The sequence below is a fragment of the Methanothermobacter sp. genome (assembly GCF_030055425.1).
Taxonomy (GTDB): domain Archaea; phylum Methanobacteriota; class Methanobacteria; order Methanobacteriales; family Methanothermobacteraceae; genus Methanothermobacter.
Window position 1 is genome coordinate 1 of record NZ_JASFYE010000009.1, and the last position, 20,969, is coordinate 20,969.

The window sequence follows — 20,969 nt, forward strand, 5'->3', positions numbered from 1 at the left end:
TGGCGCAGGGGTGATACCTGATCTCGTTTCGATCTCAGTAGTTAAGTCCTGCTGCGTTGTGGGTGTGTACTGCGGTGTTTTTGCTGTGGGAAGCCCACTTCACTGCCAGACCACACCTCATACTCACTGTTTTTAACAGGAAATTTTATCCATTCAACCTGCATACCTCTCTATTAACTGATGCAGGTGTGGAAAACGAAACTGTATTACATTTTTCGTCCTTGTAACAGGCCATCACTTGATCTGAAATTTGTTGAAGTCTCACTGTACAGGGGACTGGGTTCTATCTGGGCATTCGCTGGACACGTATTCATGCCAGATACTATCACCCGCTACATAGAATGGCCAACTGGAAACCCAATTCAGATGGTGGCATTTACAAAACTATCATTTGATGTCCTTGATCTCTTATCCTAGAAATTTCGCGGCGAATTCTGGACTGCAACCTAGTTTTAGCATATTCTACCTTGGGCTGCTTATGGGCACATCATGGATGCGCTTATGATAGGAAAATACTCTCCAGTAACTGGCGCACCACTTTACATTGATATCATCTACTCTGATACTGCTTCTGCTCCTGATTCACCGGAACTGTTTTAAAGAATTAATAAACTATTATCACTGATTTTTGATTATAGGAAGAACTGTTTAAAGAATTAAGGAATATTATACGGTTTTTTGATTTGCCGGGAAAGAGCTGTAAAGAATTAATATTTCACCAGTCGGTGCACCTTGTTTTCTCACCCACAGGACATACATGGACATTTACAATTTTTATCATATCAACGTCCGCTATGATTTTTCCCTCAACATCGTGTGCTATTCTGTGGGCCTCACGGAGTACCAGGTCCCCATCAACCTCTATGTGGATATCAGCTGCAGCATAGGGTCCAAAGTAATTTATACGGACATCATGTATGCCCTTAACCCCATCAACAGATAGGGCCGATGTTTCAATGTCCCTCATAAGCTCGGGGGATGGGACCGCCCCAAGTATATTGTTGACATTTTCACGCCCAACATCAAAGGCTGTTTTCAGAACAAGCACCGCTATTATCACGGCAACCAGAGGGTCGAGGAACCTGAAACCCAGGTTGGACCCTGCAACCCCCACCATTATGGCCATACATGAAAAGATGTCAACCTTCTGGTGCTGGGCATCCGCCACTATTGCGGGGCTGTTTATTCGCTCGCCAATTCTCCTTATATACAGGGTCATGGAAATGTTTGCAACTATACCCGCAGCAGCCATAAGGGCAGCAGTGTAATCTGGAGGGGCCAATTCAGTGAAAAGTTTACGGTATGCCTCAGAAACTATTTCATATGATATTATGCCAAGGAATAAGACAACCACAAGCCCAACCAGAGCCTCCGCACGCCCATGCCCGTAGGGATGCTCCCTGTCAGGTGGCCGCTGCCCTATTCTGAATCCTATGTATGTGATTATTGATGTCATGACGTCGGATAGCGTATGGGCGGCCTCAGCAACAAGGGCAACACTACCAGAGGACACCCCCACAATGAAATTAAGGGTCGTTAAAAGTATGTTACCACCTATACCCGCAAGGGCCGCACGCCTTCCAAGGCGCATCCTCTCGAGATCATCCACATCAGACACCACACATATTTTTCAGACGTCCCATGGCTTCCTCTATAAGCTCATATGATGTTGCATAGGATATTCTAACATAATCTGAACCCGCCTCTCCAAATGCAGATCCAGGGACAACTGCAACACCGGCATCCAGAGCCCTTTCTGTAAAACCCCTGGAGTCAACTACCTTGGGGAACATGTAGAATGCACCGCCTGGAAGCATGCAATCAAGGCCCATCTCAGTGAGGGACCTGAACATCAGGTCACGTCTTCTTTTGAACTCATCCACCATTTCCTTCACACAGTCCTGGGGACCCCTGAGGGCTGCAAGGGCAGCAACCTGCGACACAGATGGTGCGCAGGCGGTATTGTACTGGTGAACCTTGAGAAGCTCCTCAACTATATCCTCACGGCCAGCAACGTAACCTATCCTGAGCCCTGTCATGGCATAGGTCTTTGAGAAACCATTGATGACCAGGGCGTTATCTGTGAAACGGGCGGGGCTGTAATGTTTTCCATCATAGATGATCTTTTCATAGATTTCATCGGAGATTATAACCAGATCCCGGGCCTCTGCTATTTCAGCGACCCCCTTAATGTCATCCTTACCCATGACGCTACCTGTTGGGTTGGATGGTGAGTTCATTATTATGACCCTTGTATCGTCTGTGATCAGTGATTCAACCCTTTCAGGGGTCATGGAGAATCCGTCCTCCATACTGAGGGGTACAGGGACACTTATGGCCTCTGCAAGCTTCACACATGCGTCGTATGATAGGAAACCAGGGTCAGGTATCAGTGCCTGGTCCCCCCTATCAAGCAGGGCCTGTGTGCACATGAATATCGCTTCACTGGCACCAACGGTTACTATTATAGACTCAGGTTCCACGTGGACCCGATTTTCTCTTCTGAGTTTCTCTGAGATGGCCTCCCTGAGTTCATCCATACCCATGTTTGAGGTGTAGTGTGTCATTCCCTCGTCCACGGCTTCCTTGAGGGCTTCCCGCACATGTTCAGGTACATTGAAATCAGGTTCACCTATCCCGAGGTTTATTGTATCCTCACCTGCAACTTCAAACATTTTCCTTATCTCTGAGAGCCTTATGTTCCTTATTCTTGAAGCAAATTCTGTCATTGTAATCGCCCTTCCTCCTGCCATGAACAGTGATCCATGCATCCATGGCATCCTGACTCCTCACACCATGGTGTTAGTTTCTCCTCTTCCATCCTAATGTATTCTTTCATGAGGAAGTCCTCCCTCAGCCCAATGTTGATATTATGCCAGGGGAGATCATCGCCGGGGTTTCTCCTGCTGCAGTGGAGCTCCCATTCCCTGAGGGGTACCTTTGAGAATGAGGCCCTTTCAATGAGTTTTCCGGTTTCAGGTCCGCCTGTGGAGAGCACATACTGTATGAGTCCACTCCGGGGGCTTCCAAATTTAACAGGAATCCCCCCTGTGAGTTTCCTCAGAAGTTTGATCTTACTCTTCATTTTCCTCACGTCATATTCCATCCACTGGAGGGGTGTGTGTGGCTTGGGAATGAGGGGGTTGATGCTGAAGCTCACCATTCCCCTTCTTATTTCATGGAGTCCCCGCATGAGGCGCGCCAGGTCCTTTAAGTCTTCCTCTGACTCCCCGGGAACTCCTGTAAGGAAGTACATTTTAACACGAAGACCCCTTTTTATAGCCTCCCCTGTTTTTTTAAATACCATGCTGTCGCTTATGGGCTTGTTAAGCTTTCTTCGCAATTTAAGGGTTGATTCTGGTGCCACTGTAACTGTTTTAAGTCCCCCTTCAAGCAGTGTATCCATGAGGTGGGCTGAAAGTGATTCTATTCTGAGTGATGGCATTGAAACCATGAAATCCATATCCACGAGTCTGGAGGAGAGTTCATCTATACGTGAATAATCAGAGGCAGCAGCACCTATAAGTGAGACTTTTCTGTAACCTGTGGCATGACGGCCCCTCTCTGCAACATCAAGGAGCCTGGGGAGTGATGTCTCACGTTTGGGGCGGTATAGGTAGCCGGACATGCAGAAACGGCAGCCCCGTGAACAACCCCTTGAAACGCCCAGAAGGAATGACCTCCCCAGTGAGGGGATCATCGTTTTATCCTCGGTGACTGGAACTATCTGTCTTACAGGATGACATGCCCCGTCCATATCCTCAACAATCATCCTCTCTGCAGGGTTGTCGGGAATGTAAACACCCCTTATGTCCATGAATTCATCAATCTCACGGCGGGGATCATCCAGCTCAAGGTACCGATCGATTAACCTGTTGAGCACAGGTTCAGCCTCACCTATTATGAAGAGGTCAATGAAATCTGAGAGTGGAAGGGGATTGGATGTTATGCAGGGCCCACCTGCGATTACAAGGGGACCATCACGTTCATCCCTCCTCGGCGAAACACCACCATCCCTCAGCATCTGGGGAATCCTGAAATAGTCCTCCTCGTAGTGCACAGTGAAGCTGATTATATCAAAGTCCCTCAGCGGACTTCCAGATTCAAGGCTTCGTTTGTAGGGGTGTATCACCCGCTCACACCATGCATCATTCCTTGAATTTATAAGATGGTAGATTATATGGTAACCTAGTGAGGACATGGCGGTCCTGTAGGGCCCCGGGTAACAGGATGCAACCCTGACATCAACCATCCGGGGGTTCTTTATGATGACATTGTATTCCCGAAGCTGCATGGTCTATAATTTATAAAGTCATGGCACTTAAAGTGGCCATAACAGGGCAGGCTGTCCGCATAATATAAATTTAACTCCAACATAATTAGGGTATTGGCTTATGAAGATGGTAGGATGAAGGTAAAGAAGTACTCACTTGTTGCTGTTGGAGGCACCTTTGACAGATTTCATAAGGGCCACAGAAGGCTCCTTGATGAGGCATTCCGTGTAGGGAATACTGTGATGATTGGTGTAACATCAGATGAATTTGCATCTGCAAAGGGAGACGATATAGAACCCTGCAGTGTCAGAATGAAGAACCTTGAGGATTATCTTTCAGACAAGGATACCGAGTACCATATAATGAGACTGGAGGACCCCTACGGCACCACGGTTACTGATGAACGATTCGATGCCATAGTGGTGAGCAGGGAGACCGAGCCGGTTGCCCATGAGATAAATGAGATAAGAAAAAGAAAGGGGTTCAGGGAACTTGATATCATAACCATTGACATGGTACCTGCAGATGATGGTATCCCCATCTCATCCACAAGGATAAGGAGGGGGGAGATAGACAGGATGGGCCATTTACTTGAGAGGATACGACATGCCATAAAGAGGAAAAGAAATAGGTGAATCCCGGGGTGTTTCAATGAGGGTTAACGTGGGATCAACAAACCCTGTTAAGGTTAAGGCCACAGAGAACGTCCTTGGAAAGATATTCGATGAAATTGAGGTCAGGGGTGTTGAGGTTGACTCAGGAGTATCTGATCAGCCAGTGGGTCTCGAGGAGACTGTTGAGGGGGCCATCAACCGTGCAAGGGGGGCTTTCAGCAACTGTGAGCTGAGTGTTGGCATCGAGTCAGGTCTTCACAGGGTGCCGGGGTCAATCACGGGATTTGTGGATCTCCAGTGGTGCGCCATATATGATGGTGATCATGTAACACTGGGTGTGAGTGCAGGCTTTGAATACCCCCCTGTGGTGGTTGAGGAGGTCCTCTCAGGCAGGGAGGTGGGGGACGTTATGGATGAACTCACAGGTGTGGATGAACTGGGCAGGAAGAGGGGTGCTGTGAGTTTCCTCTCCCATGGGCTGCTTGACCGTGTTGGAAATACCGAGCAGTGCGTCCTCATGGCCATGATACCCCGCATGAACCCGTCACTCTATGGTCTTGAATAGGTGGTGTTTTTCCTGGAAGTCAATGAAAATGTGAAGATCTTCCTTCTGATGGTACTCATATTCTTCACAGGTTTCATCCTTAGAGCTGACACGGTTCATCTTGGAGACGTCAATGGGACTGAGAGGCCATATCTCACAGATGATCGGGGCCTTCCCTACATGTACGAACTGGACTCCTATTACAACTACCGCATCACAGAGAACTACCTGAAAAACGGTCATCCTGGGGATACACTGAGATCAGGGATTCCATGGGACTCTTATTCCTATTACCCTCCTGGAAGACCCGCTGTCTATCCACCAGTGATATCATGGGTTTCTATAATGCTCTACAGGCTTCTTGACCCCTTCACAGATATGAGCCTCTACGAGCTCTGCTTCTGGTTGCCGGCTGTTGTGGCACCCTTTGCAGGTACTGTGATGTTCTTCCTCATCAGAAAGTATGCTGGTGACGCCGCAGGGTTCGCCGGGGGCATACTGATGGTCACAGCACCCCTCTACTTTGCAAGGACAATCCCTGGCTTTTTTGATACAGACATGTTCAACTGTCTGATGCCAGCTTTAATTGTGCTTTTCTACACGGGTGTGGTGGAATCCAGGGATAAATATGGATACATCACTTCCGGGCTACTTTTTGTGGTTTCCATGCTGGTTTTCTCCCTTTCATGGACAGGGTGGCCGTTCATGTTCTATGTTACCCTTGCATCGGCCTTTATTTATTCAATCATATCATGGAGGATGGGGGAGCTTGATTTATCGTGCATCAAGAGGCTCTTCCTTCCAGTTTTACTGGCATTTCTTCTGATAGGATTATTCAATGGCCCCCAGCAGCTTTCAGGGGTTAACCCACTCGGCATCCTTGACTCAACATCATCGAGCGGGTCATGGCCAGATATCTATGAGTCGGTCTCAGAACTTGGCCACCCCTCAGTTGAGGTGTTCCTCTCTGCTGCAGGACCCCTCAACCTGGGGTTTGGTGTTTTCGGGGCTCTTGTGATTATCAGCATCTTCATAAGGGGAGATATGAGGAGGAAACATCTCCCATCATTCAACCCATTCATCCTCACCCTTTCACTGGTATGGATGCTTGCAGGGCTTACCGCATATTATATCAGTGTTCGCTTCGGTATTCTCGCAATAACCCCCCTCACATTCATATCCGGCATATTCCTTGGCGTTGTCTTCTCATATATGCGGGCCATCAGCGGTAGATGGGACTTCAGGGCGGATATTCCTGTGGTTCTCCTACTGGCCCTCATAATCTCAGTGGCCACCGTCGAGGCTGCTGAGATTGGCAGGGTTCCCTTTATAAATGATGATTTCTCGGATGCAGCGAATTTCCTGAAGGATGGAACAAAAGAGGGCACCGTTGTTGTGACTGAATGGAGCTATGGTCACTACATCACAGCCGCCGCAGAACGCCCAGTTCTTTTTGATGGGGGATCACAGAATACCCCGAGGGCCTACTGGATTTTCAGGGCATTCGAGACAGACAATGAGAGTTTATCTGTCGGAATATTAACGATGCTCACATCGTCGGGGGACTCAGCAGTCTCACTTCTAGAGAACAGGACAGAAAACACGTCAATAACGGTCCAGATACTCAACGATATCCTTGGCGTTAACAGAGGATCTGCGGAGGAGATCCTCACCACAAAGTATGGCCTTGACAGGGATTTTGTAAATAAACTCCTTGGATACACCCATCCAGAGAGGAGGAACTATGTTATTCTGACAACAGAGGGTATGCGGTACATAGGGTACTGGTACCTTTACTATGGATCATGGAACTTCACCTCAGTCACCCCCGGACCCCTCTATGAGGTTGCAGATACCGGGAGGTCTGAAATGCTGAAATCGATTGAGGGGGGCTCATGGAGGGGTAAGAGGCCCTACCGTTTCATAATAAAGGACGAAAACTCTGTGAAAAGCGTCGAAGTGAATGAATCCAGCAATTTTTCTGTTATATTCCTCCCAGATGAACGGGAGGCCATAATTATAGATAGAAGATTTGATGATTCCCTCTTCGTAAGACTGGTGCTCCTTGGGGAGGAAAGCGAACACTTCAGAAGGATATACAGAAATGGTCAGGTAACCATCTGGGGGTTGAGGTGATGTGTGGGAGGGATCTGAGGATTTCCATTATCCTCATTGCGGTTATATTCTTTCTGGGATTCTTTCTGAGGATGGAAAATGCTTTCTTTGATGATCCACTCTATACCGATGAAAACGGACTGCAGTATTTTCAGGAGAGTGACTCCTATTACAATTACCGCCTCACAGAGAACATCGTATCCGGGGGACACATGGGTGATGCTGTGATTGATGGGATGCAATGGGATCTCCACTCATATTATCCTCCAGGTGTTCCTCTGGACTACCCCCCACTACTCCCCATCATGGCCTCAACTTTATATGCACTGATCAGCGCAGTTGCACCGGTGAGCCTCCGTGGGACCTGCCTTCTCATGCCGGCCTTTACAGCTCCACTAGCGGGAATAGTATGTTTTCTCATTGTGAGAAAATTTTATGGGAACTTCCCTGGATTCGTGGCAGGTATTCTCATTGTTTCAGCCCCATTCTATCTTATCAAAACCGTTTATGGGTTCTATGATGCTGACATGCTCATTATCACAATCCCCCTAACCGCACTCCTCTTTCTTGTTGAGGCAGATTGCAGTGAAAAAAACAGGATTCTAGTATCATCATGTGCGGGATTATTCCTTTTTCTCTTCTCAATCACATGGAGCGGCTGGCAGATAATGTTTTACATACTTTTTGCATCATTTTTAGTTTGTATGGTAGTGTTTAGAAACAGTGAAAACATGAAGGATATGTTGGAGGTCTTCCTTCCAGCATTCGCTGTTCTTTTTGTTCTTCTGATAGTTCTGAATCGGCTTGAACTCATTAAGCTTTTCGTGGGACCTCTAAGATTACCTGACCTCATGAATCACTCATTATGGTACCCCTGGCCTGATTCCTATGCCACTGTTGCGGAGCTTCAGCCAGCATCTCCTGATAAAATCCTGAGGTACATATCCCCGGCGCTGATTATTATGGGCGGCTTGGGAATTCCACTTTACCTTATCCGTGGACGTGACAGTGCACCGGAAATTCTGATTATCATAATTTCTCTCTGGGTCCTCACAGGGGTGCTGATGCTCATCAAGGGCGTAAGGTTCATCATGTTCCTTATACCACCACTTTCGATATCCGCAGGGATACTAACGGGTATTGTGACAGAATATTCCTCCACTACTTTTAAAAAGATTAAAATGGTTGCCTCTTCTATCATCATAGCGCTGGTTCTGGTTCAGGTTTTCGTATCATGGGGTATGCTTGGAGATCTGAAACCCGGCTATGATGACTACTTTGAGGAATCGGCAAAGTGGATAGCTGAAAATACTTCCACTGATTCAGTTATAGTAACTGAATGGAGCTATGGCCACTTCTACACTTCTCAAGCAGATAGGCCTGTTCTCTATGACGGCAGACTGGCCTACATTGAGACCTTACCCGCCAGGACACTGTGGTATGGACCATCCATTGACCAGAGGATACCATCAACTGCCAGGGACTACTGGATCAGCAGGGCCCTCTCATCTAACGACACCACACTATCTGTAAATGTTCTGAGGATGCTCTCCAGTTCGGGTGATGAGTCATACCTTCTCCTTGAAAATTATACAGGTGACAGTGTTATGGCCCTCGAGATAATGGAGGAGATTCTTTCCCTCAAAAGGTCCCGGGCCAGAGAGGTGCTGGTGAAAAAATACGGTTTTCATGATGAAAATGCACTCAGGGTAATCAGCAGGACCCACCCCCTCAATTCACGCGAAGTAGTCATTGTGATTCCGGATCAGATGATCAACAGCATTGCCATGAGAGTGGATAGAAATTACACTGTTTCAGAGGATATATACTCCAGGATATGGGTTAGAGGAAACCACACTGAGGAGGAGGTCATCGATCCTTCAGGAAAGAGTTCACTGGTGGAGATGGATGGTGGAATGTACCTCATGAACAGAAAATACAGGAACTCACTGCTCTTAAGACTTTTGCTGGGAGTTCCTGATGACCGGTTTTCACTGGTTTATGGAAATCCAGAGATAAAGGTTTATATACTTCAGAATTAGGTTTCTGCGTTTTATGGAAATCCAGAGATAAAGGTTTATATACTTCAGAATTTTTGAACAAGTTAATCAGTTGATCGTGGTTTCACAGGCGGTGTTTATTGAATATCATTTCAGCCGGGGACCTTAGAAGTGTATAGTCACGAAAGTATTGTGGTATTTATTGAATATCATTTCAGCGCTTATCTGAGCCTCTTCCTCGATCAACAATTTAATCCTGCTCTTAGATTCCTGCGTCTGTCTGGACGTTTGTCCTTACGTCGTTTATGTCCTGTGCGGCGTTTAGGTTTGATCTGCTGAAGTATGCTCTGTAGATTAGTAGTGCGACGATTGCTATTACGATTACACCACCGAAGAGCAGTATGTATTCAGCTGCGCCCTGTCCGGCTTCATCTTTCAGGAACTTCATAATTTCACTCCTTTAGATTTTAAACACGTCGATGTATATTAATGCACTCATCTACTAATAATAGTTTTTGAGCCAAACTCTTCTAATTTATGAATTTAAAAGAGCTAATATTTTCTAAAAGTTCATCTAAAGAAGCATTCCAGACAAGAAAACTACTAGATCTGGTTTCTAGGTTTATCATGATAAGGAGCTTATTATCAGAAACCAGATAATTATAACTCGAAAATTAAATCACAATTTAATTTAAAAAAAATCTTAAGAATTTAATCAGAGTTTGTTGATCGTGGTGTCACGGGCGGTGTTGATTACTTCGCTGATGTTTCCGGCTATTGATCCAGAGATGTTGAAAATGTAGGAGCCTACGGCTATGACTATCACCAGCAGTGCTCCTACAATCAGTATCATTTCAGCGCTTATCTGAGCCTCTTCCTCGATCAACAATTTAATCCTGCTCTTAGATTCCTGCGTCTGTCTGGACGTTTGTCCTTACGTCGTTTATGTCCTGTGCGGCGTTTAGGTTTGATCTGCTGAAGTATGCTCTGTAGATTAGTAGTGCGACGATTGCTATTACGATTACACCACCGAAGAGCAGTATGTATTCAGCTGCGCCCTGTCCGGCTTCATCTTTCAGGAACTTCATAATTTCACACCTCCATTAATTCACCAGTTCTGGCTTGTTCTATCTTATGTTGTTAACCACTTATAAATTTAGTGGATAACCTTTCCATTTTAACCATCCATTTCACATCGATATAAATATATTTAAATGGTTTTGTTCATAATATCACAAAGGTGATGCAATGCCGCGGAAGTACAACATTGACAGGGTGATACTTGAAATCCTCCAGGACGGAGATCTTAGCAGGGCAGAGATTGTAGATAGGATAAGATCCAGAATCGAGTTCAGTGTCACCGATAAGACAATAAATGAGGCCATCTTCAAGCTTCTAAAGGCCAGCAGGATAACCGTCACAGGCTATGACCTTGGCATATACAATGGTGTTGATAGGGTGCAGTCCCTTAAACCTGATGGCATAATGTTTGGTCTTGTGCAGAGGGATCCCCTTGAGATGAACCTCTTAATAAGAAAACTTGAATCTGAAAACCTGCATGAATCAGAATCAGCGCTTAACAAACTCAGAAAGATATTCAGGGCTAAAACAGCCAAAATTGGAGTTGATGCCGAGGACATATTTGGAATGATAATAAATGAAATACTGTCCCTGGACCCTGACCAGAAGCGTATCATGACACAGAAACTTGCCTATGCCCTGAGTGACGAGGATGATGCCCATGAGCAGCTCAGGCACCTTATAACATACTTTGAGATCAGGGCAGGGAACATGTGATTATCCGCTGTTTACGCTTTCCCTGACATTGTTGAGGTCCGTGGCCACATTAAGAGGATTAGTTGTTTTTATGTACTCTGTATAGATCAGAAGGGTTGCTATCGCAATAACAATCACACCACCAAAGAGAAGTATATACTCAGCGGCTCCCTGACCGCATTCATCAAAAACTATGATCACTGAAATACACCCCAATTAATTTTATACATCATTTTATAAAAACCGGATCATATAAACTTTCACCCTAAAAAACCTTTTATAAATGAATGCAGATAATAAGATATTAATTTAAACCATAGTAATTCCTGGGAGCGGGAGGCATTCAATGATATATTTACTGGTTACATTTGCTGGAATCTTAATGATATTTGCTGGCCTTTACTTCATGTCCCTTGGCTTTGCGACACCACCGGATATTTTCATGTTCTTTCTGGGTCTCATTCTCTTTGTACCTGGTCTTATAATCACCCTTCTATTTGCAGGAAGAATAGACCTGGAATCTATTAAAGCTGCATCAGAGAAAAAACCCCCTAAAAAGAAGGTTAAACCTGCTAAAAGGGCTCCTGTTAAAAGACAGCCCACCTTTAAGGCTCCTGAGGCTGTTGAGGGGAGTCCTGAGAAGAAGGTTGTTGGTGTTGGGCGTTCAACTTTGAAGGCTCCTGAGGCTGTTGAGGGGGCTCCAAAAAGGAGAATCCCTTCGGTACTTAAAGAAAAACCAGAAAAGGAATATGAAGGTTCGGAAAAGAGTGTTCCTGAAACATCAGCTGGAGCCAAACCGGTCGCAGCCGAAACACCCACGAAGGAATCAGAGGATATAAAATCCTCTACTGAAGGGTCATCGGCATCAGAGTCCATATCTTCAGAGCCGTCAAAGATAGCCCCTATCAGGAAAATCACTCCTGAAAAGGCCATAAAACCCGTTCCCAAAAAGAAATCTCCTGACATGACTTCAGAGGAGGTTTCTAAAACCGAAGCCACTAAATCTCCCCGTAAAAGACTGTTCAGCCTTCCAAAACTGAGAAAGGGTAAGGAGGATGCATCTGAAAAGGGCAAGGGCCTACCACCTAAAAAGGAAGCACAGAAACCAGTAAAACCAGCCCCGGTCAGAAGAACACCCTCAAAGACAGACAACAGCTACGTGACAGAGAGGCTAAAAAAACTCAAGCAGGAATATATTGAAAATGTGGATGATGTTGAGGACCTCCTCGAGGACAGGCTGGATTCATTCAAGGGAGCCATAAACAGGATAAGGGCTGAAACAAGGGAGCCGAGCATAATATGGTCATTTGATGCATCAGATGTGCAGGATGCAATGAGGGAGACCATAACTGCTGCTGAAGAAAGTGTTGTCCTCATGTATCCCTGGATAAGGAACATAGATGTCTCGGTGCTCAAGAAATTCATGGATACAGAGAGCCGCCTGATAATACAGGAGGCCAGTCTTGATGATGAGGCCTCTGTGGAACTCATAAAGGTCTTAATGGACAATAACGTTGAGATAAGGACCATGCCCCATATACATACCGTTGCAGCGGTTGCAGATGATAAGAACGGACTTATAATATCAACTGACCCGATATATGAGAGTTTTGAGGTTGGTGTTATCTACAAGGACAAGAAATCCATATCTGAAATTAAAAAACTCTTTGAGGAGGCATGGAATCTTTCAGATGAAATCAACCTGGAGGGAGTTTAGTGAAAATTCAGTGGTTTGGACACTCGGCATTTGAAATAACATCAGATGACACAAAGATACTCATAGACCCGTTCATAAGCAACAACCCTGTCTGCAGCACTGCGGTGGAGGAACTTGACCCTGATATCATCTGTGTAACCCATGGCCACGCAGATCACCTGGGCGATGCCATGGAAATAGCCGACAGGTCAGGGGCCATCTTGATAGCTAACCACGAGCTTTCGGTTTTCTTTGGAAGGCAGGGGCTTGAAAGTAACGGTATGAACATCGGCGGAACTGTTTCTGTTGATGGAGTCACCATAAGGATGGTGGATGCCAAGCACTCCTCAGATATAGACTTCACAGAGGAGGTCACATCAGGTGGAAGCGCATGCGGTTACATCATTGAAACCCCTGAGGGGAAGGTGTACCATGCAGGTGATACAGGACTGTTCGCGGATATGAGGGATGTTATAGGTGCCATTTACCGGCCCGAAATTGCACTTCTACCCATAGGGGACCGCTACACAATGGGTCCAGAGGACGCATCCATCGCCGTGGAATGGATAAAACCAGAAAGGGTGTTTCCCATGCACTACAACACCTTCCCGGTAATTGAACAGGACCCGGAGATCTTTGTTGAGATGGTAGGGAGAACCTCCCCTGACACAGAGGTCGTTGTCCTTGAGGTTGGGGGAGTCTATGAAGATTAATCATAAAGAAGTGATAAGGATGGCAAATTTTTTCACCAATTTCCTTGATAAACTGCTCGGAAGAAACAAGAAACTGAAGATAGGACTCTACGGCCACCCAAATTCCGGTAAAACAACCCTTGCAAACAGGATGTGTGAGGACTGGCTTGGAAAACCCCTTGGGCTGACATCAGAGATACCACACGAGACAAGAACGGTGTACAAGCAGGAGAGAATCACCATAGAGAGGGATGGGGCGGAGCTTGACTTTGATATCATTGACACGCCGGGAATAGCAACAAAGGTTGACTACAAGAACTTCCTTGAATTTGGCCTGTCAGAGCAGGAGGCCAAGGAACGGGCTAAGGAGGCCACCAAGGGGATAATTGAGGCAATAAAATGGCTTGACGACGTTACCGGTGTACTCCTTGTCATGGATTCATCACAGGACCCTCTGACACAGGCGAATATAACAATAATAGGGAACCTTGAGGCGAGGAAGATACCCTTCCTCATAGTTGCAAACAAGATAGACCTCCCTGAGTCATCTCCGGAGAGGATCATATCTGTTTTCCCCCAGCATACGGTTGTCCCTATCTCGGCACTGCACGGTGAAAACACAGAGGACCTTTACATGCAGATGGTTAAAAAATTCAGGTGAGGGGTTAAAATGGATGGCTTGAAAATGGATTTTCTTTCATCAGAGGCTCTTGAGGATAAAAGCAGCATGGAAAAGATCTCAATGATCATAGACCGTGTAAAGGATGGGGACATACTGGTTCTGGAGGGAAGTCTTTCACCCTCAGAGGAGGCTGAACTCATAGAGACCACCATGAGAGAGATCGACGTTGAGAACTTTGTGGGAATAGACATATATACACTTGAAAAGGATGAGAAGGCATTTCTGGGACTCTCAAAGAGAAGGACAGTTGGACTCACCATAATAGGACCTGCCAATGTCATGCGAACAGTCAAGAGGAAGTCAAACTTCCTCTCAATGATTGCAGAGATCGGTGATTCAGGTGCATCAGTGCATTAAGTGCGGGGAGAAGTTCAGGTCTTCAGAGGAACTAAAGAATGGATGTCCAAAATGTGGAAGCAGGTACTTCAGGTATGTGGCCGACAGGAGGGACCCTGAACCTGTGGGGGACCCCATTGAGACCATAATGGTCAGGAAGAACGGTATATATGAGGTTAACCTGACATCCCTCCTTGAGGATGACTCAATAATCGTCTCTGATGAGGAGGGCAAATACTTCATTGACCTGAACTTCCTGCTCAAGAAGAACCTTAAGAGGAGGGTTAAATAACTTAATCTCATGTAACAATGTCGCCCTTTCCAGGTGGAAGGACCCTTACAAAGTCCTCAAGCTGGAATAGATTCTCAGGATCAATTTTTGATTTTATTGCCTTTGCAAGGGCCTCTTTTTTGGTGTAACCGGGTTTTACCACAACAAAATTATCTGTTCTTTTTTTCACCGCCGACGGGGGACCGCACATAACCCTTTCCCCATCGTGGTCCACCACACCAACAGCCACCTTGAGGGGAACGCCCCTTATGTAATTCCTGGTGCCCCTTATGATGAAGGCCCCCCTTGCGACGAATTCCCCGGACCTGGGAGTCTTTGAAACCTGCTCGGGGTGAACCCAGTAGACATCCAGGGACGTGAAACCCCTCGTCCATGCACTTGAAAATGACGCTGCAAAAACCGCGGCTTCCTGAATGGTTGTTTCTGGTACCTCACGGCCCTCACTTTTTATAACCACCGATGGGGCCCCATGGATATCCGAGTGGAGGTATATGTCCCTTGGCTCCATGTGCCTCTTCACCACCATCTCATTGGTCCCGGCGTCCCTTCCCCCAATTACAAGGAAGTCGTCTGATGAGACGAACCAGCGGAATTTTTCAAACCAGCGGAGTTTCCTTTTAACCCTTTTCTGGGGGACCATGATGTTTCTGAGGGCATCGTCCCTTCTCTTCTCAACCCTCTCAATTTCTTTCTCTGTTTTCTCGATTGCCTGGAGCACACCCTTTATTTTCCTTTTGGCTTTCTTGGCCTTTTCATAGTAAACCTCTGCATTCTCTGGAACCCCCAGTTTCGGGTCAATCCTTATCCTTTCACCGTCAATAAGGAGTGTCATGTTTCCCATCCCATCGATCTCCTGGATCATCTGGGCCTCCACCATTCCCTTACTGCGGGCATCAGCTATTATCTTCCGTATTTCCTTCCAGGAGTATTTTTCACGGGCGTCCCTTATTGTTCTTAGCACATCCTCAATGGCTGAGTAGTGTGCATAGAGGAGGTCACCCTTTCTTGTTGAGGTATCTATTGTGTCCTGGAATTTCTGGAGGGTCTCCCTCTGTATTCTGAGTCGCTTTCTGAATTTCTCAACTTCTTTCTCCCACTCAGCCTCATGGACCTTCCTGAGTTCCTCCCTGAATATTGAACTGAAGAACTCGTCTGCAGCCTCGTTGAAGGTTTCAAAGTACTCCCTCTCCCTATCACGGTACACCATGAGTTCAATGGGGAGCACGTCACCCTCACCATTCTTTATGATGTGGGGGTTGAATTTGAGGTCCCTCAGCGGCTTGAAGAGTTCATTTATTGCAGAGTCGATTTTTTCTATCTCATCTCTGCTCAGGGTGCTGGCTGCCCTTTTCTTGTCGAGACCGGACCTCAGGATGATCTCCTCTGCATAGAGACCCCCAAACCCGTTTCTTGCAAGGGTCCTTATGAGGTCGGTGTCTGAGTTTTTCAGCATCTCCTCAAGTTCACCTATCTCATATCTGAGGGGGTGGAGGCCCCTTGATGGGGGGTACTCATACCTTTCACGGGACGCTATTCGACGGTCACTCCAGGTTTTTCGTTTAAGGGGCAGTATTATCTCACCCTCCTGGTTAAGGAGTATTATGTTCCCCTTTGAGAACAGTTCCACCACGAGGGTGTATTTCTGCTCCTTCTCGATTTCTATCTCCACTATCCTGTCAAAACTGTGCTGCCGGACCTCCCTCACGATTCCACCCCTGAGGTGCTTTCGGAGGAGCATGGGGAATGATGGGGGGATCTTTGGATTTTCAGGGGGATACTCTGTTCTGTGTATCCTGACACCTGCCTGCATAACCACATCCACCCTTCCCTCTCCGGGTACATGGAATCTGATTATCACAGTGTCCCTGAGGGGCTGATAGGCCTTATCCACCCTGGCACCACTTAGAATATCATTGAGTTCCCTGGTAACTGCAAAAACATCAACGTTTGACATTGTCTTCATATTCAACACCTCGCAAGAAACAGAAGTCCGACGGCTTTAAGTATTTAATGATGGTATAATAATATCTTTCCATGGTTCGATGGAAAAGTTTTAAGACCATCAAGATAATAAAAACTCTCTGGAGGTTTTAATATGGATACTGATGCTAAAATGACTGCCCTTCATGTTCCTGCAGGTATAGTGGCTGCAGTGGTGTCATTTTACCTTTCAAATGGTTCAATAGCAGTTCTTGGAAAAAATCAGGCACTCGGCACCTTCGCGGGCCTTGTGATTCTGTTGATTGTTGGAAATATTGCAGAAAGGTTGTTCGGTAAGGAAGAGGTTGGGGGATTCAAGGGGTGGCTCTGGAGCGGTATAGTGCCATTTCTCTTCATCTGGTTCGTTGTATGGGCAATCCTGATAACCTCAACCACAATAACCCCATAAATTCCTCTTTTTCAACCACCATAACTCTATGGATTCCTCTTTTTTCAGGCCCAGTAGAATATCCAGGCAAAGACGAATATAAGTGCAAGTACGAATATGAGGGGGGCTATCACACGGCTCACAGCAACGATTGAACTTATGGTTGATACGAGTTCCGTTGAATTGGTGGGGCCGAGGGTATTCAGACCCCTTATTCTGACGACCCGGCACCCTGCCCTCACCTCCTCAAGGTCATCAACAGCCTCTGAAACCGCCTTTTTGATCTCCTCTATGATATCATCCCTTCTGTGTTTTCCGATGGGGTTGTGGCCTCCTGAAAGGGTGTTCACAAAGTGGGTGTCAGTTGTCATCACCTCGGCTTCATCTATGTCCAGCTTCAGGATTTCCTCCAGTATCTCATCCCTGAAGCCCATGACCATGTTATTGGCGTCAAGGAGCACGTAGGCGGTCCTCTGTTCTCCGGCCTCAACCACCATGACCATAACTCCGCTCTGGCCAATACCATCCTCCTTTGAGAGGCCATCCATTTTCCTCTGGGCACAGCCAACCCTCAACTTATGACGGCGTGGAGGGCACTCAATGGAGTCCACAGCATCAAGTAGGTCGAACATTTCAGGGTTACCTGCAAGTATCCGGCCTGTTTCGCCCTGGAATGAGTTGTGACAGTCCACAACAACCACATTTTTTGATCCGCAGCGGCCCCCTGCAAGGTTCATCATTGAAAGCCCCACACCAAATTCTATGTCATCAAATCCATTGGGAGCCATTGTTGCAAGGATCAGCATGCCATCACCGAGGAACTGGACCCCGATGGTGGCGCTGTTTCTGGTGTATCTCCTGAATTTACTGGCGCCCTCATGGTACTCCATACCATCAAGTGCCTCCCTGACAGCACCCTCAACCTTTTCCAGTTCCCTCACGGATACCGGGTTGAAGTCATGGGTTGAAGGTCCATGGGCCACCATGGTGAATGTATCAAATCTCTCAGAGAGTATGGTGGGCATGTTGGCACCGCCTATGGTACCTATTGGACCCGGGTGTACAGAGGGGCTTATGAAGAGGGCCTTTATATCGGAGCCCCTCTGAAATGCCACCACACCTGCAAGTGTATCCACGGGTTCACCGATCTCACTGAAGATGCTTTCAAGTTCCGGCGAATCCTCGGTTATATGTGAGAGAAAGAGGCTCAGGAACTCCAGTGAGCCGACCCCAAGGTTCTTTCTCATGGGTGACTCAACCACCATGACAAATGAGTAGATGGCAAGTATGAGCATTGCTGAGGCGACAAGTATCTTCAGCAAAAATCCTATCACACTGAAGTATCCAATGTTTGTGGCGAGGCTCAGGAATGCCACAACGATGTTCATGCTAACTATGAGAACTGGTTGTACAGAGGATATCAGAGTTGAATTTGTGAAGCTTATGTTTGAGGTTCCCCAGATCACCAGGAGGCGGAAGGCGAATATAACAGCAGAGGCGAGTATTATGGAGTTTAGTATAAGGTCTGTGTGCAGCAGGGATGATGCCAGGCACCCCCCAAGGTAGATGAGGGAGAAGATCATCATGGAGAAGAATGCCAGGAACATGGACTGCTTCATCTTCATCCTTCTACCACCCAGCGAGTTGACCCATGGCTGGGTGATGGCACCGGCCATTATTGATGAAAATCCAAGGACAAGCACCCCATTGGTGCCCCCATAGAGTATGTCATGGAGTACGCTTGTCCCGGGGACCATATCGATGATAAACCCCACAGCACCCACAACGAAGCTTATAAATATCATTGAGAGGAGTGATATTTCGGTTTTTGGGAGGGTCATGATGTACTTTGAAAGATCAGTCACATTCTTTGTGCTTGACATATTCTACCTCAACAAGTTCTGGGATCCACTGGAGAAAGATATTTAAAAATTTGATCCATATTAAATTTATTCAGCAGCACAACTCTTGGATGCTCTGGAGTTTAAATCTAACTGATAACCAGTGTCATTCTTCAGTACACATTTAACTCTATACAGGAAGGGAGAACATGGAAATAAAACTTAAAACACCACTTTCAGATGAGGTAACCCAACTTAAAGCTGGTGACATCGTTTACATCACAGGAAAAATATTCACGGCCCGTGACAGGGCCCATAAAAGGATAATTGAGAGGGGAGCCCCCTTTGATATTGAGGGCTCTGTGATCTTCCATGCGGGACCCATAATAAGGTTTGAGGGGGAACCTGATATCAGCGCTGAGTCGATAACTGAACCCCCTGCACAGCTTGTGGTTGTGGGGCCCACCACAAGCGGGAGAATGAACCCCTTCCAGCCAGAGGTTATAGAGATGGGTGTGAGGGCGGTTATAGGTAAGGGTGGAATGGATGATAGAACCAGGAATGCCCTGAGAAAAAAAGGCGCTGTTTACCTTGCAGCGGTGGGGGGCTGCGCGGCACTCTATGGCTCGGCAGTTAAGGGTATAGCCGCAGTGCACTGGCTGGACCTGGGTGTGCCTGAGGCGGTATGGGAGCTGGAGGTTGAGGACTTCGGGCCCCTCATAGTTGCCATGGACGCCGATGGCAGAAGCCTCTATGAAACCTCAGATGATGAATACGACCTTGAGGTCCAGAGGATACTCGATTGAGCTGTGTGTGAGCGGAATGTTTGACTTCAGCCTCTCGGAGCACATTAAACTTGAGGGACTTGTGGACACCCATATCCACACAGCCCCGGATGTGAGGGATAGATTCATGAATGACATTGAACTTGCTTCCGCCGCACTCAGGGAGGGTATGGAGGCTGTTGTGATAAAGAGTCACACCGAACCCACCTCAGGGAGGGCTGCACTGACCTCTGAGGTTACAGGGATGAGGGTCATTGGGGGCGTTACACTGAACACGTCGGTGGGGGGCCTCAACCCGGATGCGGTCCATGCCGCCGCCATGATGGGCGGAAGGTTCGTCTGGTTACCCACGGTCTCGGTGGGGAGGGCTGAGGGTGACCTTGATGGTGTTATTGCTGCTGTTGCTGAACATGACATGATCCTGGGAACTGGACACCTGAAGCCCCCTGAGATATTCCATGTGCTTGACCTTGCTGCAGATTATGGTGTCGGTAAAATTATCATCAACCATCCACTGACGGGTGTTGTGGGTGCCACCCTGGAGGAGCAGAGGGAGATGTCAAGGCGGGCTTACCTTGAGCACTGCCTTGTGGCCTGCATGCCCCGCCATGATGGGCTTGACTTTGAACGCATAGTTGAATCTGTGAGGTATGTTGGTGCGGAAAGGTGCATAATGGCTACTGACTTCGGGCAGGGTCACAATCCATCCCCCATTGTAGGCATGAAGCAGTTCATATACCTGATGAAGAAACATGGATTTTCTCACTCAGATATAACGATGATGTGCCGGGATAACCCCCTTGAACTGATATCCTGACGTTTTTAAGAAAATCAGCTTTATTAACGTTATCTTTCTGCTATCAAAAATTATATATGAGAAATTGGATTAAGGGTGAAATCAACCTTTATAACTGCGCGAGTGATATGATGTCCGATAAAAAGATTGAAAAGGAG

General features: G+C 46.8%; 23 protein-coding genes and 1 rRNA gene. 15 read left to right on the forward strand and 9 right to left on the reverse strand.

The features are described 5' to 3' along the window. Positions 1-111, forward strand: a 5S ribosomal RNA gene (rrf, locus tag QFX39_RS08005); the annotation flags it as partial. 201 nt (positions 112-312) lie between these two features. Continuing rightward, positions 313-417: a hypothetical protein gene (locus tag QFX39_RS09020; protein WP_367185388.1), complete on the forward strand. Its 105-nt coding sequence runs from the start codon at positions 313-315 to the stop codon at positions 415-417. Positions 418-715: 298 nt separating this feature from the next. On the opposite strand, the gene QFX39_RS08010 is transcribed toward QFX39_RS09020, so the two are convergent. The 3 genes from QFX39_RS08010 to QFX39_RS08020 are packed head-to-tail and all read right to left on the reverse strand — an operon-like array spanning position 716 to position 4,294. Further along, the gene (locus QFX39_RS08010; protein WP_300479260.1) at positions 716-1,609 is read right to left on the reverse strand and encodes a cation diffusion facilitator family transporter; all 894 of its coding nucleotides are present in this window, start codon (positions 1,607-1,609) and stop codon (positions 716-718) included. Position 1,610: 1 nt separating this feature from the next. Beyond that, positions 1,611-2,729 carry a guanitoxin biosynthesis PLP-dependent (S)-gamma-hydroxy-L-arginine cyclodehydratase GntC gene (gene gntC / locus QFX39_RS08015; protein WP_300479496.1) on the reverse strand — a complete coding sequence of 373 codons (1,119 nt, stop codon included), beginning with the start codon at positions 2,727-2,729 and terminating at the stop codon, positions 1,611-1,613. Beyond that, entirely contained in the window at positions 2,726-4,294 is a 1,569-nt protein-coding gene (locus QFX39_RS08020; protein WP_300479262.1) for a radical SAM protein, read from the reverse strand. Before QFX39_RS08020 ends, gntC begins: the two co-directional genes overlap by 4 nt. A 114-nt stretch (positions 4,295-4,408) precedes the next feature. Here QFX39_RS08020 and QFX39_RS08025 point away from each other — a divergent pair, with 114 nt between their 5' ends. The 4 genes from QFX39_RS08025 to QFX39_RS08040 are packed head-to-tail and all read left to right on the forward strand — an operon-like array spanning position 4,409 to position 9,589. Continuing rightward, positions 4,409-4,909, forward strand: a complete 501-nt coding sequence (locus QFX39_RS08025) for a phosphopantetheine adenylyltransferase (RefSeq protein ID WP_300479264.1) — start codon at positions 4,409-4,411, stop codon at positions 4,907-4,909. A gap of 16 nt (positions 4,910-4,925) precedes the next feature. Continuing rightward, positions 4,926-5,453 carry an inosine/xanthosine triphosphatase gene (yjjX, locus tag QFX39_RS08030; protein ID WP_300479266.1) on the forward strand — a complete coding sequence of 176 codons (528 nt, stop codon included), beginning with the start codon at positions 4,926-4,928 and terminating at the stop codon, positions 5,451-5,453. Between the two features lie 3 nt (positions 5,454-5,456). Further along, entirely contained in the window at positions 5,457-7,568 is a 2,112-nt protein-coding gene (locus QFX39_RS08035; RefSeq protein WP_300479269.1) for an STT3 domain-containing protein, read from the forward strand. Further along, positions 7,568-9,589: an STT3 domain-containing protein gene (locus QFX39_RS08040; RefSeq protein WP_300479272.1), complete on the forward strand. Its 2,022-nt coding sequence runs from the start codon at positions 7,568-7,570 to the stop codon at positions 9,587-9,589. The genes QFX39_RS08035 and QFX39_RS08040 overlap by 1 nt, the downstream gene beginning before the upstream one ends. 220 nt (positions 9,590-9,809) lie before the next feature. Here QFX39_RS08040 and QFX39_RS08045 read toward each other — a convergent pair whose 3' ends face one another. The 3 genes from QFX39_RS08045 to QFX39_RS08055 all read right to left on the reverse strand — a co-directional run bounded on the left by QFX39_RS08045 (position 9,810) and on the right by QFX39_RS08055 (position 10,635). Next, a complete protein-coding gene (locus QFX39_RS08045; protein WP_300479274.1) occupies positions 9,810-9,995 on the reverse strand; it encodes a class III signal peptide-containing protein in 186 nt (61 codons plus the stop codon). Positions 9,996-10,262: 267 nt separating this feature from the next. Next, on the reverse strand, positions 10,263-10,433 hold the full coding sequence (locus QFX39_RS08050) for a class III signal peptide-containing protein (protein ID WP_237780044.1): 171 nt from the start codon (positions 10,431-10,433) through the stop codon (positions 10,263-10,265). A gap of 16 nt (positions 10,434-10,449) precedes the next feature. Next, a complete protein-coding gene (locus QFX39_RS08055; RefSeq protein WP_300479274.1) occupies positions 10,450-10,635 on the reverse strand; it encodes a class III signal peptide-containing protein in 186 nt (61 codons plus the stop codon). A gap of 160 nt (positions 10,636-10,795) precedes the next feature. Here QFX39_RS08055 and QFX39_RS08060 point away from each other — a divergent pair, with 160 nt between their 5' ends. Further along, positions 10,796-11,344 carry a hypothetical protein gene (locus QFX39_RS08060; RefSeq protein WP_300479277.1) on the forward strand — a complete coding sequence of 183 codons (549 nt, stop codon included), beginning with the start codon at positions 10,796-10,798 and terminating at the stop codon, positions 11,342-11,344. On the opposite strand, the gene QFX39_RS08065 is transcribed toward QFX39_RS08060, so the two are convergent. After that, positions 11,345-11,524: a class III signal peptide-containing protein gene (locus QFX39_RS08065; RefSeq protein WP_300479279.1), complete on the reverse strand. Its 180-nt coding sequence runs from the start codon at positions 11,522-11,524 to the stop codon at positions 11,345-11,347. It abuts the gene before it with no gap. A gap of 145 nt (positions 11,525-11,669) precedes the next feature. On the opposite strand from QFX39_RS08065, the gene QFX39_RS08070 reads away from it, so the two are divergent. The 5 genes from QFX39_RS08070 to QFX39_RS08090 are packed head-to-tail and all read left to right on the forward strand — an operon-like array spanning position 11,670 to position 15,021. Continuing rightward, positions 11,670-13,040: a hypothetical protein gene (locus QFX39_RS08070; RefSeq protein ID WP_300479281.1), complete on the forward strand. Its 1,371-nt coding sequence runs from the start codon at positions 11,670-11,672 to the stop codon at positions 13,038-13,040. Next, the gene (locus QFX39_RS08075) at positions 13,040-13,732 is read left to right on the forward strand and encodes a metal-dependent hydrolase (protein WP_300479284.1); all 693 of its coding nucleotides are present in this window, start codon (positions 13,040-13,042) and stop codon (positions 13,730-13,732) included. Before QFX39_RS08070 ends, QFX39_RS08075 begins: the two co-directional genes overlap by 1 nt. Positions 13,733-13,751: 19 nt before the next feature. Beyond that, complete coding sequence (locus QFX39_RS08080) at positions 13,752-14,372, forward strand: Era-like GTP-binding protein (protein WP_048176708.1); 621 nt, start codon at positions 13,752-13,754, stop codon at positions 14,370-14,372. Between the two features lie 9 nt (positions 14,373-14,381). Further along, positions 14,382-14,750, forward strand: a complete 369-nt coding sequence (locus tag QFX39_RS08085) for a DUF2073 domain-containing protein (RefSeq protein ID WP_160323323.1) — start codon at positions 14,382-14,384, stop codon at positions 14,748-14,750. Next, the gene (locus QFX39_RS08090; RefSeq protein ID WP_048176442.1) at positions 14,734-15,021 is read left to right on the forward strand and encodes a Zn-ribbon domain-containing protein; all 288 of its coding nucleotides are present in this window, start codon (positions 14,734-14,736) and stop codon (positions 15,019-15,021) included. Before QFX39_RS08085 ends, QFX39_RS08090 begins: the two co-directional genes overlap by 17 nt. Positions 15,022-15,028: 7 nt before the next feature. Here the strand turns inward: QFX39_RS08090 and rqcH are convergent, their stop codons facing one another. Beyond that, positions 15,029-16,984: a ribosome rescue protein RqcH gene (rqcH, locus tag QFX39_RS08095; RefSeq protein WP_300479294.1), complete on the reverse strand. Its 1,956-nt coding sequence runs from the start codon at positions 16,982-16,984 to the stop codon at positions 15,029-15,031. Between the two features lie 132 nt (positions 16,985-17,116). On the opposite strand from rqcH, the gene QFX39_RS08100 reads away from it, so the two are divergent. Continuing rightward, positions 17,117-17,410, forward strand: coding sequence for a DUF5379 family protein (locus QFX39_RS08100; RefSeq protein ID WP_048176445.1), 294 nt, complete (start codon positions 17,117-17,119; stop codon positions 17,408-17,410). Positions 17,411-17,454: 44 nt separating this feature from the next. Here the strand turns inward: QFX39_RS08100 and QFX39_RS08105 are convergent, their stop codons facing one another. After that, positions 17,455-19,272 (reverse strand): DUF2070 family protein, encoded by a 1,818-nt coding sequence (locus QFX39_RS08105; protein WP_300479299.1) that lies wholly within the window; start codon positions 19,270-19,272, stop codon positions 17,455-17,457. 167 nt (positions 19,273-19,439) lie between these two features. Here QFX39_RS08105 and QFX39_RS08110 point away from each other — a divergent pair, with 167 nt between their 5' ends. Together QFX39_RS08110 and QFX39_RS08115 are read left to right on the forward strand one after the other, a co-directional pair. Next, entirely contained in the window at positions 19,440-20,036 is a 597-nt protein-coding gene (locus QFX39_RS08110; RefSeq protein ID WP_300479302.1) for a FumA C-terminus/TtdB family hydratase beta subunit, read from the forward strand. Beyond that, positions 20,011-20,832: a DUF6282 family protein gene (locus tag QFX39_RS08115; protein WP_300479304.1), complete on the forward strand. Its 822-nt coding sequence runs from the start codon at positions 20,011-20,013 to the stop codon at positions 20,830-20,832. Before QFX39_RS08110 ends, QFX39_RS08115 begins: the two co-directional genes overlap by 26 nt. Positions 20,833-20,969: the final 137 nt, after the last annotated feature.

Coding starts and splice junctions, on each gene's coding strand:
- QFX39_RS08040 (WP_300479272.1), top strand. CDS start 7,568: ATGTGTGGGAGGGATCTGAGGATTTCCATTATCCTCATTGCGGTTATA.
- yjjX (WP_300479266.1), top strand. CDS start 4,926: ATGAGGGTTAACGTGGGATCAACAAACCCTGTTAAGGTTAAGGCCACA.
- QFX39_RS08105 (WP_300479299.1), bottom strand. CDS start 19,272: ATGTCAAGCACAAAGAATGTGACTGATCTTTCAAAGTACATCATGACC.
- rqcH (WP_300479294.1), bottom strand. CDS start 16,984: ATGAAGACAATGTCAAACGTTGATGTTTTTGCAGTTACCAGGGAACTC.
- QFX39_RS08110 (WP_300479302.1), top strand. CDS start 19,440: ATGGAAATAAAACTTAAAACACCACTTTCAGATGAGGTAACCCAACTT.
- gntC (WP_300479496.1), bottom strand. CDS start 2,729: ATGACAGAATTTGCTTCAAGAATAAGGAACATAAGGCTCTCAGAGATA.
- QFX39_RS08080 (WP_048176708.1), top strand. CDS start 13,752: ATGGCAAATTTTTTCACCAATTTCCTTGATAAACTGCTCGGAAGAAAC.
- QFX39_RS08070 (WP_300479281.1), top strand. CDS start 11,670: ATGATATATTTACTGGTTACATTTGCTGGAATCTTAATGATATTTGCT.
- QFX39_RS08085 (WP_160323323.1), top strand. CDS start 14,382: ATGGATGGCTTGAAAATGGATTTTCTTTCATCAGAGGCTCTTGAGGAT.
- QFX39_RS09020 (WP_367185388.1), top strand. CDS start 313: ATGCCAGATACTATCACCCGCTACATAGAATGGCCAACTGGAAACCCA.
- QFX39_RS08060 (WP_300479277.1), top strand. CDS start 10,796: ATGCCGCGGAAGTACAACATTGACAGGGTGATACTTGAAATCCTCCAG.
- QFX39_RS08045 (WP_300479274.1), bottom strand. CDS start 9,995: ATGAAGTTCCTGAAAGATGAAGCCGGACAGGGCGCAGCTGAATACATA.
- QFX39_RS08025 (WP_300479264.1), top strand. CDS start 4,409: ATGAAGGTAAAGAAGTACTCACTTGTTGCTGTTGGAGGCACCTTTGAC.
- QFX39_RS08020 (WP_300479262.1), bottom strand. CDS start 4,294: ATGCAGCTTCGGGAATACAATGTCATCATAAAGAACCCCCGGATGGTT.
- QFX39_RS08100 (WP_048176445.1), top strand. CDS start 17,117: ATGGATACTGATGCTAAAATGACTGCCCTTCATGTTCCTGCAGGTATA.
- QFX39_RS08055 (WP_300479274.1), bottom strand. CDS start 10,635: ATGAAGTTCCTGAAAGATGAAGCCGGACAGGGCGCAGCTGAATACATA.